Source organism: Evansella halocellulosilytica, assembly GCF_002335745.1.
In the GTDB taxonomy this organism is placed as follows: domain Bacteria; phylum Bacillota; class Bacilli; order Bacillales; family Salisediminibacteriaceae; genus Bacillus_CA; species Bacillus_CA halocellulosilytica.
In genome coordinates this window covers 4,111,899-4,124,336 of sequence record NZ_NIST01000001.1, presented here as the reverse complement: position 1 = coordinate 4,124,336, position 12,438 = coordinate 4,111,899, and the positions used below count along the sequence as shown (strand labels likewise).

The window sequence follows — 12,438 nt, the reverse complement described above, 5'->3', positions numbered from 1 at the left end:
CTAAAATAGTTATTTATTCATCATACTTTTTAGGTTTTCTTGGCGGGATTTTTTCAGCTCGAAGTGCCCTTAGTAAACTAATAATCATAAAGATCATAATAATCGCAAATGGGAAGGCTGCGATAATGGATGCTGTTTGCAGTGCATCTAGCCCACCAGACCATAATAAAATCGCTGCTGTAGCTGACTGTATGATCCCCCATATGAACTTCACTGTATTAGGTGGGTTTAAGCTTCCATTTGTCGTCTGCATACCTAGGACGAAAGTTGCTGAATCAGCTGAAGTAATAAAAAATGATGCAATTAATAAAATCGCAATGATTGACATAATGACACCAAAGTTAAACTCTTGTAAAACAACAAATAAAGCCGTTTCCATTCCTGCAGATTCTATGACGCCCATAATGTCCACACCTTGGTAGAAGTCTAAGTTTATCGCTGTTCCGCCAAACACGGAAAACCAAAGTGCTCCAAATATAGTAGGGACGGCAATGACCCCAAGAACAAATTCTCGAATCGTCCTTCCTCGTGATACTCTCGCGATAAAGGTTCCAACGAATGGTGCCCAAGCAATCCACCAAGCCCAATAAAAGATCGTCCAATCCTCAACCCACGTTTGGTCGAAGTTAAATGTATCTAATCTAAAGCTCATCCCGATTAGATTTTGAATATAGCTTCCTAACGTTTGTGTGAATGAATTCATGATGAAGTTTGTCGGACCTGAAAATAACAAAAATAGCATTAAAATAATTGCTAAATAAATATTTGTTTTACTTAATATTCGAATTCCAACATTTAACCCTGTTTGAGAGGATGTCATATAAAAAATTGTAATAACGAGTATAATCATCATTTGCAAAAAGAGTGAATTATCGATTCCAGTTAAGTTTGAAATCCCCCCGCCAATTTGAGTTGTTCCAAATCCTAGTGAAGTGGCGACACCGAATACAGTCGCAAAGACGACAATCACGTTTATTGTCGTTCCAATTCCTCCGTTTACTTTGTCGCCTAGAAGCGGTTCAAAGGCAGCACTTAACACACCAGGTGATCCTTTACGATACTTAAAGTAAGCTAAAGCTAATGCTACGACAGAATAAATAGCCCAAGGATGAAGCCCCCAATGAAAGAAAGAATAACGGAGAGCGACTCCGGCAGCTCCGGATTCATCAAGGTTCCCTTCAGCTGGGGGAGGGGTGTAGAAGTGATACATAGGCTCTGATACTCCCCAAAATACTAAACCAATTCCCATTCCGGCTGTAAAAAGGAATGAAAACCACGTTAAATAGTTATATTCAGGTTCTTCGTTTTCCTTTCCTAATTTAATTCTGCCGATCGGGCTGAGGATAAGGAAGATAGCGAAGGCTAAAAAGCCCGTTGCAGCGAGTAAATAAAACCATCCGAATTGGTCCGTGAGAAACCCTTGGATGTTCGTCGTTACTTCTTCTAAGTGGTTAGGAGCAATTACGCCCCATAAAATAAACGCAACCGCAATGATAACTGAAATAATAAATACAGGTGTTAATTTCTTCACATACATACCCCTTTCATTTTATTTTTTAATCTGCCGATCTAAAAAGCGCCAGTATGTATTATCTTAAAAAATTAGACAAAATTCAAGAAAAAATGCTACTTTCACCCTTTTTTACCATACCCACCTATTTCATCTATCAAACAGTAAAGTGGTTTAACTTACCATCATTATGTGTACTTGTATCGTTTCTATACAATTGCTGAACTAAACAGAAAGTATTATTTTTTATCCATATTAATTGTGTTAAAATGCAAGAGAATCTGTTGAGAAGAGAGGATATGATATGTTTGAATCGTACTAGAATGATCTTTTGTATGTTCATTTTAGCTTTAGTCACTGCATGTAATGATAATGGACAAACAATCGATGAATTAGACGAAGATAATGAGGATGAAGAAATAGATGAAGAGGAGAAAGAGATGAAAGAGAAACGGAATGAAGAAGAAATAGATGAAGGCAAAACAGATCACGAAGAAATAGACGAACAAAATGAAACTGAGGAAGTAGCGGATCAATTTGATCCAATGTATGAACTCGCAGAAGATCATACAGTCCAGCCGATTGATGATGCAAATGAAAAGGTTGTATTATTAACAATTGATGATGCTCCTGATTCTTATAGTGCAGAGATGGCCAATATTTTAGCTGATTTAGATGCAGGTGCGATCTTTTTTGTGAATGGCCATTTTTTACAATCGGAGGAAGGCAAAGCGCAGTTACAAGAAATCTATGAATTAGGTTTTGAAATTGGGAACCATACGATGACGCACGCAAATTTATCAGATTTAACAGAGGAAGAACAAATAGATGAAATCGTTGAATTAAATGATCTTGTAGAAGAGATCATCGGAGAGCGGCCTCGCTTTTTCAGGGCACCATTCGGAGTCAATACAGATGTATCAAAGCGTATTGTTGAAGAAGAGAACATGCAATGGATGAATTGGACGTATGGATACGACTTTGTTGAAGGGTATATGGAAACTGACGCTTTAACAGAAATTATGGTTGAAGCCCCTGAGCTTAGAAGTGGTGCCAATTTATTAATGCATGATCGCGAATTTACGAAAGAGGCTCTTGCAGATATCGTTGAAGGGTTACGTGAAAAAGACTATGAAATTGTTGATCCTTCATTAATCAAGTAATCATTAGACAACTTAGACAAGGATGAGTCATTATGAAAAAGTATTTATTATGTATTTTTACAGTATTATTATTAACAGGCTGTCAACAATCGCCTGAAGAGGTTACAGAAGATGATTCCAACGACCAAGAAGATGAAAGCCCTGTAGTAGAAAATAGTGATGATATAGATGAAGAAGTACATGAAGAAGAAGTAATGGCTACGATAACGATTGATACGTTCGATGTTAATAATAAAGAAGTGATTCCTGTTGAACAGTTAATGGATGAACTAGAAGGGGAGTTTTCGTTCGATGATATTAACCGAACATTATCTATGTCCGTTTCAGGACGTGATTTTTATCTAGTCTATGAAGTTCCTGTATTGGAGCGTGACGGTGAATATTTACCGACTGATGAAGTGTTATTAGTACTTGATGATGAATCCGCCCCTTACGTTACGAAAGAATTCATTGAACATGGGCTAGAAACTGATTATGAAGTTCTTGAAAGTAATGAGCTTGAATTTGTTTGGGAAGATGAAGTGATTCAAGCATGGGCTCCGCCTAGTCGAGACGATTTTGATTTGGATGCTTTCACAGTTGATGAGATGATTGAATACTTGTCATTTTTACACGATCCGATCGAAGGTGCACAAGTAAGCATGGTCGAAAGCCATTTACCTGGAGCACCACGTGATTATAGAAACGGAACACACGAAGGAATCGATTGGTACGCGTACGGTGCAGGAGTGTCAATAACAACAGAAACACCGATTTATGCAATGGCTGAAGGAACGGTTGTTCGAGTAGATCATGATTTTGAAGAATACGAATCAGCTGAAGTAAGAAATGAAGATTTGGAACTTGCTCACGAAATGGGTTTAACACCCGAGTATATTTTAGATCGACTCCGTGGCCAGCAAGTCTGGGTTCAATATGACAATGGGGTCATGAACAGATTTGCACACTTAGATGATATTCCTGAAGATCTAGAATTAGGTAGTACGGTAGATGAAAATACAATTATTGGATATGTTGGTAACTCTGGAACTAGTCACGCATTTACGGATGAAAATGGGGGGTTACACTTACATCAGGATCTTCTTATATATGGTGAAATGTTTTGGGAACCATATGATCCAGAAGAAGTGACTCAAATATTAAATGGAATATGGGGCAGTGAATAAAGAAAAGGTTAAATGCCTTTTCTTTTTTTTCGGTTCTTGTAAACCACAGGCTCTACCAGTGTGAAAATAACCCTTTAAGGGTTGTATTCGTGAGATCTCTTTAAAAGTAACGAATAGTTGGAAGGTATACTGTGCTTCTTCCTCTGCAAGGTTAATCGAAGAAGAGAATGCGTCGAAGCAGCTCGATTGCTTTTCCTACCGCCAAGGGACTCGAAATCATCTCTTGGCGGTACTTTTTCTGCTTTTCCTACCGCCAAGGGACTCGAAATCATCTCTTGGCGGTACTTTTTCTGCTTTTCCTACCGTCAAGGAACTCGAAATCATCTCTTGACGGTACTATGACTGCTTTTCCTACCGTCAAGGAACTCGGAATCTTCTCTTGATGTTACTATTAGAGAATTCAGCGAAGGAACGCTCGTTGCTCCTGCGCGACTTGTTTGCTCGTCGCAGAAAAACGTTACTCCTGCGGTTTTGACACGGACCGAATTAAATAAAATCCCTTAAGGCACTCTGGTGGTAAAGTGCCCTTATAGGGCGAAATTAAAACCGCCCGTTTTAAGGGCGGGAAACTTATTTATTCTATTGACAAAAGGCGACAACCATCTTGATATCATTATGCTATACTGTATAACAACTTTATTTATGAACGTTATGTAGTAACGAAAAGTGAGGTGCAGATCTATGAGAAAATCCGATCTGTTAGATCAATTAAGGCTGGAAGTTGGTCTTGCCTATGATTATTCAGCAAACTCTACTGATTTTATGAAAAAAGTACTGAATGCCATATATACAACGGTTAATAAAAAATGTATGATATCCATTTATCAATATAATCAACATTCCAATACATATAGAAGGACGTTTTTGTTGGAAAATGGTGAACGGACAAATACGAAAGAACACTTTGGCCTAGGTTTTATAAAAGTTTGTCATCTGCAAGCATCTATATTATTGAAGAAAAATGGAGAGCAAGCTACAATTGCTCCTGTATATGAAGATGGTATATTAAAATATGCTATATGTTTTAATATATTAGAATCTGATTATCCGATTACGAATCAAGATTTAGAATTTGTAAACGAGGTAGTCCGTTTTATTGAGGCGAAGCGGCTGACATTTTAAATCATTAAGTGCAGCACGAGAAGATGTCGCACTTGTACTTTGGAGTGAAAGCGTCCACCAGTAACGGATGCGAGTCATTATCCAATTATGTTAAATCGAAAGATTATTAAGGTTCTTACAAAGTACAATTTACTTCATCACGGATTCAGGTCATTATTATTAACCCGGTATAATCGGGTTTTTCTTTTTGCCTACAATAAGTGATACTAAGCAGTAGGAAAATATTATTAAAATGGACACATTTCCCTTAAATGTGATATACAAAATGGATTGACATTCAGAATGTGACATACTAAAATAAAGATAACGGTAAAACGCTTTCATTTTAAAGAAAAGGAGTGTCATTCATGGGAAGCATCATCTGTCAAACTTGTGATCAAATCATCGAATGGTACGAAGATGAAAAAGTATCTGTTTTATATGGAAGTTGTTGCAATTGTGGAGAAGAAAAGCAAGTAGATACTAACGAGGCATAATAAATGTTGAGTCCGTCCTAGCAAAATTGAGATGGGAAAAACGAGCTGGAAATGTATGAATCATATCCCAGCTCGTTTTTCTATGAGGTTTAAATATCAACATATGTCGGTAAAAACGTCCGCAATAGCGACGTCGAATTTTATAAAAGGCTGGGACATAACTAGTCCAAAATAACTAAAAAATGGTTCCAATCATCGTTTTAGATTTTTAAGTTGATTGTCAAAAAAGCGCTGAAGATCCATCGGAGTGGTTTCCCCCGATTAGCTGAAGCTCTGCCCGTAGAAAGAAGGCACTACGAATGCAAATGAAGTGCAGCACGATGTCACACTTGTGCTCAGGATTGCAAGCGAGTGTATTTAAATAATCACAATCAATCGAGAATGGCCTTCACCAAACGGTGGGGTGGCCAGTCTATTTCTCGAGACTTTATTAAACGATTGGTTTTCGTTCATTTATTACTCTTATCGTTTTTAAAGTCGGATCTTCAGGTCCTTGTACAGGAAGGCCAGCTTCGATATTTTTAGCAATGTAATCTAAGTTTTCTTTATCGATAATTTCGCCCGGAATTAATATGGGAATACCTGGCGGATATACCATTACAAATTCAGCACTAACTCTTCCATCTGAATTTTCAAGTACGATAAGTTCAGTTTCAGCATAGAAGGCATCCCGAGGGGAGAATGACAATGTTGGAATGTTAGGAACATATACGTTAACGTGTTTACGCTCCTTCTTCTCAATTATACCTAATTGCTCCAGTGACAATTTTGTTAATGCTTCGATTAATTTGTTCGTTTTCTCTTCGGTATCACCGAAAGTAATGATACACAAAATATTGTATAAATCACTTAGTTCGACTTCAATTTGATAATTCTCTCTAAGCCACACTTCAACATCGTAGCCTGAAACACCAAGGTCTTTTACAGATATAATGATTTTCGTTGGGTCAACATCAAAGATTGCCTTATCATCTAAAAGCTCATTTCCAGGACAATAGATCCCATTAATTCGATTGAGCGCATTTCGTGTTTTATAGGCTAGTGATATCGTTTCTGATAACAGCTCTTCGCCATTCATGACGAGATGCCGTCTTGCTGCGTCTAACGATGCTAATAAAATATACGAAGTGGAGGTTGTCGTCAGCATACTAATGATACTTTGGACTCTGTGTTTAGATACTCTATCTCCTTGAATATTTAGTACAGAGCTCTGCGTTAAAGATCCGCCTAATTTATGAACACTTGTTGCTGCCATATCTGCTCCAGCCTGCATCGCTGAGAGTGGCAGTTTATCATGAAAGTGTATATGAACACCGTGTGCCTCATCCACAAGTACTGGAATGTCGTAACTGTGGGCGAGTGAAACGATTGCTTTTAAATTTGCAGAAACACCGAAATAAGTAGGATTGATAACTAGCAGCCCTTTAGCATCTGGATGAGCATGCAGCGCTTTTTTAACCGCTTCTACCGTGATTCCGTGTGAGATCCCTAACGTTTTATCAATTTCAGGATGAATAAAAATCGGTGTTGCACCTGAAAAAACGATTGCTGACATAATCGATTTATGAACGTTACGAGGTACGATAATTTTTTCCCCCGGTCCGCATACACTCATAATCATCGTCATAATTGCACCGCTTGTCCCTTGAACAGAAAAAAAAGTTTCGTCTGCTCCGAAAGCATCGGCAGCTAATTGTTGTGCTTCCTTAATAATCCCGTCTGGATGGTGGAGATCATCTAACGGAGAAATGTTAATTAAATCTAAGGATAGTGCGTTAGATCCGATAAATTCCCTGAAAGAAGGATCCATTCCAGCCCCACCTTTATGCCCGGGGATATGAAATTGGATTGGATTTTGTTGAATATGTTGCAAAAGACCATCAAATAATGGGGTCTTCATTTGATTTCTGTTCAAAACTATCACCTCATACTTTTTAGCGTACGCTTCCTTTATGTTTCTAAACTTTTATGATCAAGTTATTTTGGTAAATATAGAAAGGAAATGTCGTTCATGTTAAAATGCAGTTGTTTCATAAAAACAAACTTGAGTATATCAAAATGTTAACGAAAAGCAAATAGACATATTTGGGGTGTTTCAGATGAAAAATGAAGTGAGTTTTCCTATTTCCTACGATTGGTCAAAAGATGAAGTAGTAGATGTGATTCATTTTTATGAAGCTGTTGATCAAGCTTATAAAAAAGGAGTAGACCGCGATTTATTAATCGGCCTTTATCGGAGGTTTAAAGAAATTGTTCCATCAAAATCTGAGGAAAAACAATCGTTTAAGGATTATCAAGATCAAACTGGTCAATCGCCGTATCATGTCGTTCAACAAGCTAAAAAGGAAGAACCTGAAACAATTGTTAAAATGTAATAAAAGAAGCGTCGGAGTAGTTACTTTTGACGCTTCTTTTTGGTGAGACATATTTTATTCTTATCTCATCGACATTTTATATAATGGTGTTAACGTTTTAAACGTGTTTAGAATATAACTTATAAGTTCTTTTCCGTTTTGTAAAATTGGATCATCTGCCTTAATATGACGCCCGATTAAAAATTCTGCTTTTTTCACATCGCGGAACCGTTCTAATGCATGCTGCAAGTCAATTGTACCAAGTGATTCAGCATCTTTTTTCATATGATCTAACGATATGACGTAATCACTAGGGACATTTTCGATAATGGAATCTTGATCTTCTAAAAATGTTTGAGCAATATTCGATTTATTTGGTAACTCATAAATAAAAGCGAGCCAAATAAACAGATGGTCATCGAAAAGGCCTACTTGAAAGTGGGGGTGTTTTTTATACCCTCGTCTGTTATGACAATAAGCTGACCAAGTATCGTTTGGTGGGTTTACTTTTCTTCTTGCATGCCGTGCTACATGTAAATACATTTCATTGCCAACAAATTCAGATAGATCAGAATTAATCTCCGCTGCAATTGCTTCAAATTTAGGCTGAATACGCTTTTGAATGCCTTCCATTCTTGCTTCAAGACCTTCGATATGAAATACGTCAAAGTCTTCTTTATGAAATCCTGAAAATTGTGTCATCTATATTCAACTCCTTTATTCGACATCTTTTGCTTACATCGTTATGTTAGCTGTTTCACTTTCAAACTTCAAATCATACGATTTGATAAGGTGGTAATTTTTATTACCGTGAATATGGAACTGTCTCAAGAGGTTTAAGCTAGTGCTCATTGTGGTATTTAAAAATTAACAAATAAGAAAGCGTACCAAAATCATAAGCTGCTTCATATTCTATATTAATTACCACTGAAGTCGTGTTTGGTTCACATATCGTACGTTATTAGGATTGGTTGAAAGTGAAATCGAAAAGGGGTGTAAATCTTGGAAAAGGTCATTCAAACGTTAAAAAGAAGAGACGGTGAAAGGCGGATCCCCGTTTTGAAAATGGAGATTGACTATGAGCTAATGACGTTGCATGATGCAATAAAAGCAAATGAGAGAGAACAAATTGAAGCTAGTATTAAGAAGCTTGAAAAACTTAGGTGTGAATGGCTTCGACTGGAACCTTAATCATTTATTCTGTTTCGTATGCAGCAATATTTCATGATTGATGAATGGGGAACATCTATCTATTAAAACCACTTGAACAAGGACTAACCTTCATATGAAGGCTCGGCAATCGCCGGGTTTTCTTTCTGTGCACGAATTAATTTTTAACCGGTGTCATTTTAGACATACTAATATTTGTACAGAGAGCCGAATGTGTGATATATGTATAAGATGTTCTATGTATAGAGGAGGCAGATGTTTTCGTGACTAAACAAGAGTGGAATCAGATTTATAATCAAGCGATCAATTGGACGAAAGAGGCAGGACAATACATAAAATCTGAAATGGTGAAAAGCTTCCATATTTCTACAAAAGCTCATCAGCATGATTTAGTTACAGATGTTGATAAAGGGGTAGAGCGTTTTTTTCAAAAGAAATTAATGGATTCTTTTCCAAGTCATCGATTAATGGGCGAAGAGGGGACTGCTCAACATATTCACGACTTAAATGAAACTGTCTGGATTTTAGACCCGATAGATGGGACAGTTAATTTTGTCCACCAGGAAAGTTACTTTGCTGTTTCAGTAGGAATCTACCACGAAGGGATCGGCAAAATCGGCATTGTATATGATGTCATGCATGATGAGATGTTTACTGCATTGCAAGGAGAAGGGGCTTATTTAAATGATCGGAAACTAAAGCCTTTAGATAAAGTGAATATGGAAGAATCAATTTTAAGCTTTAATGCTGGATGGATGTTAAAAGACCGGCGTTTAGAAAAGCTAGTAGAGAATTCACGCGGTTTACGATCTTATGGTGCGGCTTCGTTGGAAATGGCTTATGTTGCCGCTGGAAGACTGGATGCATATATTAGTTTTAATTTAGCCCCATGGGACATGGCAGCAGGAGCAGTGTTAATCAAAGAGGTCGGTGGAAAAGCAACGAATTATCGAGGTGATCGTTTAACATTTTTAAGTAAAGACACGTTGTTAGCAGCTAGCCCTGAGATTCATAGTACAATATTAAATGAAATTCATAAAGAATAAAAAAGACGAGCTTTATGCTCGTCCTTCTTCTCTAATCTTTTTCTTACGTGCAAATCCTCCACCAAGTGTTACGATAAACACAACAATTGATGCTAAAATAATAAGAACACTTTCCTCAGCAATCCCGATTCCAACCCCGAGCAAGCCTGCAGTACCAAATAACGCTAGTAAGAAGAATATTATATCAAATGATCTCATGAATCAAACCTCCCTTTCTATATTTTATACGAAAACGAATACATATAAAAGATGTTAGGCGAGTATCATCGCTGTTTCATCTTATGATATAATAATCAGGTAGTCTAATATTGACAAAAATTATTGACTGAAATAATAGGAGTGACATTCATGTTTCTTGCAACAAGCACTCTTGAGAGTGCGCCGAATATGACCCCGATTGCAGAATGGTTAGGTGCGACAAACCCTGAAAATTTCTTGTTTGCCTTTACTGTTTTATACATTATGACCAATGTATTAACGATTATTGTTTTTAACTTAGGATTTGCTCGAAAACTGCCGATATTAAAGACCGTCATCGTTTACGTCATGATGCTTTTTGGAAACATCTTTATTACCTTTTTAGCATTAACACTACCGATTATTGAATCTTTATTCGTAGCAGCATTAGTACTTGGTGTGTATAAACTGCAGTTAAGAAGACATAAAAAAGAAGAATTGGCAGAAGAGAAAAGAGGCTGACTTTTGGTCAACCTCTTTTTTTGAGTATCAGCAGAAGGGGAAACGTACTTTAAATAAACTCTTCTTCATTGTCTTGACTTTTATATAATCTGAAGTTTCCTGTATCTTTTCGTTCCTCTGTCCTTTGTTCAATTCGCGAAGAACATGATTGACACATATACGTATGAATTGGTCTGTTTCTCAACTTTTTTGCTAAAGGTGAGTAGTCATCAATATTTTCAATAATGTCGCAAATTACACATTTTACTCTCATAATTCACCTCGTTTTTTAGGGTAATGTATATAAATGATAAGTTTTGATGGACAAGTTTTCATTATTATAACATGTAATCATCGAAATCGTGAATGAACGATTAATATCAGTGAAAACTGGATGTTTAAAAAAGGTGGTAGCTCTAAATGAGGAAGTCATGAAAGCTCAAAGCATACTCCAATGTATCATTCTTTATAAAAAGATCATTTTTGGTGGTTTTATCTTTATAAGAAGATAGGTATAGTAGTATTATAAGAAATGAGAAGGAGTGATCCTGATATGGCAAATCAAGTTGAAACAGAATTAACTGATGAGCTTTTACCGCTTTTAAGACAAGAAAGGTATGTCACTATCGCCACGGTCGATCATGAAAATGGAGGGCCAAATGTAAATGCCATTTCATGGGTTTACGGTCATGACTCAAAATCAGTGCGTTTTTCAGTTGATAATCGCTCCCGGATCGTTGAAAATATAAGAAAAGAGCCTCGCGTTACGTTAACAGTAATTGGTGCAGGGTCTACATATGCGATTGCTGGGGAAGCTAAAATCATTCATGAAAAAATTGAAGGTGTTCCTTTAAAGTTAGCACTTGTTGAAATATCTGTTGCTGAAGTCAGAGACGTTATGTTTTATGGAGCACGAATAACAACAGAGCCAAAATATGAAAAAACATATGATAAGGATGCTGCAGATAAGCTTGATAGACAAGTGATGGCAGCAATAAAAAAAGGGTAATAAAATTAGAGGGTGTCCCAATTGTATAGCTTTTGGTGACACCCTCTTTCGTTATTTATGTTTTAGACTACGCTTGCTTATACACCTAACTAATCATGACGCTTCTTATCGCTGATTCTTCCATCACTTTGCTCGTCCTGGATATCTTCTAGTTCATTTCCTTCAGGTTCAGATGTCTGCTTTTGATTAGATTCTATCGGATCTGCTTGTTGATGTTCCTCACTAGGTACGACAGGTATTAATCTGCCTACTATCGCTGCTAATTCATCAGCAATGGCGGTCAGCGGTCTGCCTTGTCCCATTTCGACTCGCATTTCTTCAATACGGTTTACAATATCAGCATCAGCTGTTACAGCAGCTTGGGCACCATATGGGTCATCAGATAATGCCTCAGCTACTTGATATTTAATAGAACCGACTTCGGATTGGTCGATTTCGCCTTCAACATTAATGCCTACTAACGCATAAGGACCAAGAACAATAGCCGTAGCACTGTTTACGTCTGGAACTTGTGTACTAATATTTGCAAGGTGATTAGCTATTTCATTTGCTGACATTTCTTGACCACCATATCCACCGTACTGTTGAGCTTCTATCGGGTTCGTATCTGTTCCGTATTCTGGAGCTCGACATCCGATGAATAATAATATTGGCACAAGAAAGAAAATCAAGCTTTTTCTCATAAATACTCCTCACTTTCTTTCAATATTAATTGTATTGTTCGTTTTAGCGTCTATCTTTATT

Annotated in this window: 15 protein-coding genes; 9 read left to right on the top strand and 6 right to left on the bottom strand. The window is 37.1% G+C overall.

Going from position 1 to position 12,438, the window contains the following annotated elements:
• Positions 1 to 13: 13 nt before the first annotated feature.
• The gene (locus CD001_RS19585; protein ID WP_096189282.1) at positions 14 to 1,531 is read right to left on the bottom strand and encodes a glycine betaine uptake BCCT transporter; all 1,518 of its coding nucleotides are present in this window, start codon (positions 1,529 to 1,531) and stop codon (positions 14 to 16) included.
• Between the two features lie 287 nt (positions 1,532 to 1,818).
• Here CD001_RS19585 and CD001_RS19580 point away from each other — a divergent pair, with 287 nt between their 5' ends.
• From CD001_RS19580 to CD001_RS19565, 4 genes are all read left to right on the top strand, one after another.
• The gene (locus CD001_RS19580) at positions 1,819 to 2,673 is read left to right on the top strand and encodes a polysaccharide deacetylase family protein (RefSeq protein ID WP_407081119.1); all 855 of its coding nucleotides are present in this window, start codon (positions 1,819 to 1,821) and stop codon (positions 2,671 to 2,673) included.
• 32 nt (positions 2,674 to 2,705) lie between these two features.
• Positions 2,706 to 3,839: a M23 family metallopeptidase gene (locus CD001_RS19575; protein ID WP_096189280.1), complete on the top strand. Its 1,134-nt coding sequence runs from the start codon at positions 2,706 to 2,708 to the stop codon at positions 3,837 to 3,839.
• A 681-nt stretch (positions 3,840 to 4,520) separates the two neighbouring features.
• Positions 4,521 to 4,961 carry a hypothetical protein gene (locus CD001_RS19570; RefSeq protein WP_096189279.1) on the top strand — a complete coding sequence of 147 codons (441 nt, stop codon included), beginning with the start codon at positions 4,521 to 4,523 and terminating at the stop codon, positions 4,959 to 4,961.
• Between the two features lie 347 nt (positions 4,962 to 5,308).
• The gene (locus CD001_RS19565; RefSeq protein ID WP_096189278.1) at positions 5,309 to 5,437 is read left to right on the top strand and encodes a GapA-binding peptide SR1P; all 129 of its coding nucleotides are present in this window, start codon (positions 5,309 to 5,311) and stop codon (positions 5,435 to 5,437) included.
• 430 nt (positions 5,438 to 5,867) lie between these two features.
• Here the strand turns inward: CD001_RS19565 and CD001_RS19560 are convergent, their stop codons facing one another.
• Positions 5,868 to 7,337: an aminotransferase class I/II-fold pyridoxal phosphate-dependent enzyme gene (locus tag CD001_RS19560; RefSeq protein ID WP_096190688.1), complete on the bottom strand. Its 1,470-nt coding sequence runs from the start codon at positions 7,335 to 7,337 to the stop codon at positions 5,868 to 5,870.
• A 199-nt stretch (positions 7,338 to 7,536) separates the two neighbouring features.
• Between CD001_RS19560 and CD001_RS19555 the strand changes: the two genes are divergently transcribed.
• Positions 7,537 to 7,812 carry a UPF0223 family protein gene (locus CD001_RS19555; RefSeq protein ID WP_096189277.1) on the top strand — a complete coding sequence of 92 codons (276 nt, stop codon included), beginning with the start codon at positions 7,537 to 7,539 and terminating at the stop codon, positions 7,810 to 7,812.
• 60 nt (positions 7,813 to 7,872) lie between these two features.
• Here the strand turns inward: CD001_RS19555 and CD001_RS19550 are convergent, their stop codons facing one another.
• Positions 7,873 to 8,493 (bottom strand): DUF1054 domain-containing protein, encoded by a 621-nt coding sequence (locus CD001_RS19550; RefSeq protein ID WP_096189276.1) that lies wholly within the window; start codon positions 8,491 to 8,493, stop codon positions 7,873 to 7,875.
• 300 nt (positions 8,494 to 8,793) lie between these two features.
• On the opposite strand from CD001_RS19550, the gene CD001_RS19545 reads away from it, so the two are divergent.
• Positions 8,794 to 8,982 carry a hypothetical protein gene (locus tag CD001_RS19545; protein WP_096189275.1) on the top strand — a complete coding sequence of 63 codons (189 nt, stop codon included), beginning with the start codon at positions 8,794 to 8,796 and terminating at the stop codon, positions 8,980 to 8,982.
• A 242-nt stretch (positions 8,983 to 9,224) separates the two neighbouring features.
• Entirely contained in the window at positions 9,225 to 10,007 is a 783-nt protein-coding gene (locus CD001_RS19540; protein WP_096189274.1) for an inositol monophosphatase family protein, read from the top strand.
• 12 nt (positions 10,008 to 10,019) lie between these two features.
• Here CD001_RS19540 and CD001_RS19535 read toward each other — a convergent pair whose 3' ends face one another.
• The gene (locus CD001_RS19535) at positions 10,020 to 10,205 is read right to left on the bottom strand and encodes a DUF5325 family protein (protein WP_096189273.1); all 186 of its coding nucleotides are present in this window, start codon (positions 10,203 to 10,205) and stop codon (positions 10,020 to 10,022) included.
• 150 nt (positions 10,206 to 10,355) lie between these two features.
• On the opposite strand from CD001_RS19535, the gene CD001_RS19530 reads away from it, so the two are divergent.
• Positions 10,356 to 10,706 (top strand): YlaH-like family protein, encoded by a 351-nt coding sequence (locus CD001_RS19530; RefSeq protein WP_096189272.1) that lies wholly within the window; start codon positions 10,356 to 10,358, stop codon positions 10,704 to 10,706.
• Between the two features lie 49 nt (positions 10,707 to 10,755).
• Here the strand turns inward: CD001_RS19530 and CD001_RS19525 are convergent, their stop codons facing one another.
• Positions 10,756 to 10,959: a YlaI family protein gene (locus CD001_RS19525; RefSeq protein WP_096189271.1), complete on the bottom strand. Its 204-nt coding sequence runs from the start codon at positions 10,957 to 10,959 to the stop codon at positions 10,756 to 10,758.
• 279 nt (positions 10,960 to 11,238) lie between these two features.
• Between CD001_RS19525 and CD001_RS19520 the strand changes: the two genes are divergently transcribed.
• Positions 11,239 to 11,694, top strand: a complete 456-nt coding sequence (locus CD001_RS19520) for a pyridoxamine 5'-phosphate oxidase family protein (RefSeq protein WP_096189270.1) — start codon at positions 11,239 to 11,241, stop codon at positions 11,692 to 11,694.
• 89 nt (positions 11,695 to 11,783) lie between these two features.
• Here CD001_RS19520 and CD001_RS19515 read toward each other — a convergent pair whose 3' ends face one another.
• Entirely contained in the window at positions 11,784 to 12,377 is a 594-nt protein-coding gene (locus tag CD001_RS19515) for a YhcN/YlaJ family sporulation lipoprotein (RefSeq protein ID WP_096189269.1), read from the bottom strand.
• Positions 12,378 to 12,438: the final 61 nt, after the last annotated feature.

What these genes read in the sequence shown, in the direction of transcription:
- CD001_RS19575 (WP_096189280.1), top strand. Translation starts at nt 2,706, where the DNA reads ATGAAAAAGTATTTATTATGTATTTTTACAGTATTATTATTAACAGGC.
- CD001_RS19570 (WP_096189279.1), top strand. Translation starts at nt 4,521, where the DNA reads ATGAGAAAATCCGATCTGTTAGATCAATTAAGGCTGGAAGTTGGTCTT.
- CD001_RS19565 (WP_096189278.1), top strand. Translation starts at nt 5,309, where the DNA reads ATGGGAAGCATCATCTGTCAAACTTGTGATCAAATCATCGAATGGTAC.
- CD001_RS19560 (WP_096190688.1), bottom strand. Translation starts at nt 7,337, where the DNA reads ATGAAGACCCCATTATTTGATGGTCTTTTGCAACATATTCAACAAAAT.
- CD001_RS19555 (WP_096189277.1), top strand. Translation starts at nt 7,537, where the DNA reads ATGAAAAATGAAGTGAGTTTTCCTATTTCCTACGATTGGTCAAAAGAT.
- CD001_RS19550 (WP_096189276.1), bottom strand. Translation starts at nt 8,493, where the DNA reads ATGACACAATTTTCAGGATTTCATAAAGAAGACTTTGACGTATTTCAT.
- CD001_RS19535 (WP_096189273.1), bottom strand. Translation starts at nt 10,205, where the DNA reads ATGAGATCATTTGATATAATATTCTTCTTACTAGCGTTATTTGGTACT.
- CD001_RS19530 (WP_096189272.1), top strand. Translation starts at nt 10,356, where the DNA reads ATGTTTCTTGCAACAAGCACTCTTGAGAGTGCGCCGAATATGACCCCG.
- CD001_RS19525 (WP_096189271.1), bottom strand. Translation starts at nt 10,959, where the DNA reads ATGAGAGTAAAATGTGTAATTTGCGACATTATTGAAAATATTGATGAC.
- CD001_RS19520 (WP_096189270.1), top strand. Translation starts at nt 11,239, where the DNA reads ATGGCAAATCAAGTTGAAACAGAATTAACTGATGAGCTTTTACCGCTT.
- CD001_RS19515 (WP_096189269.1), bottom strand. Translation starts at nt 12,377, where the DNA reads ATGAGAAAAAGCTTGATTTTCTTTCTTGTGCCAATATTATTATTCATC.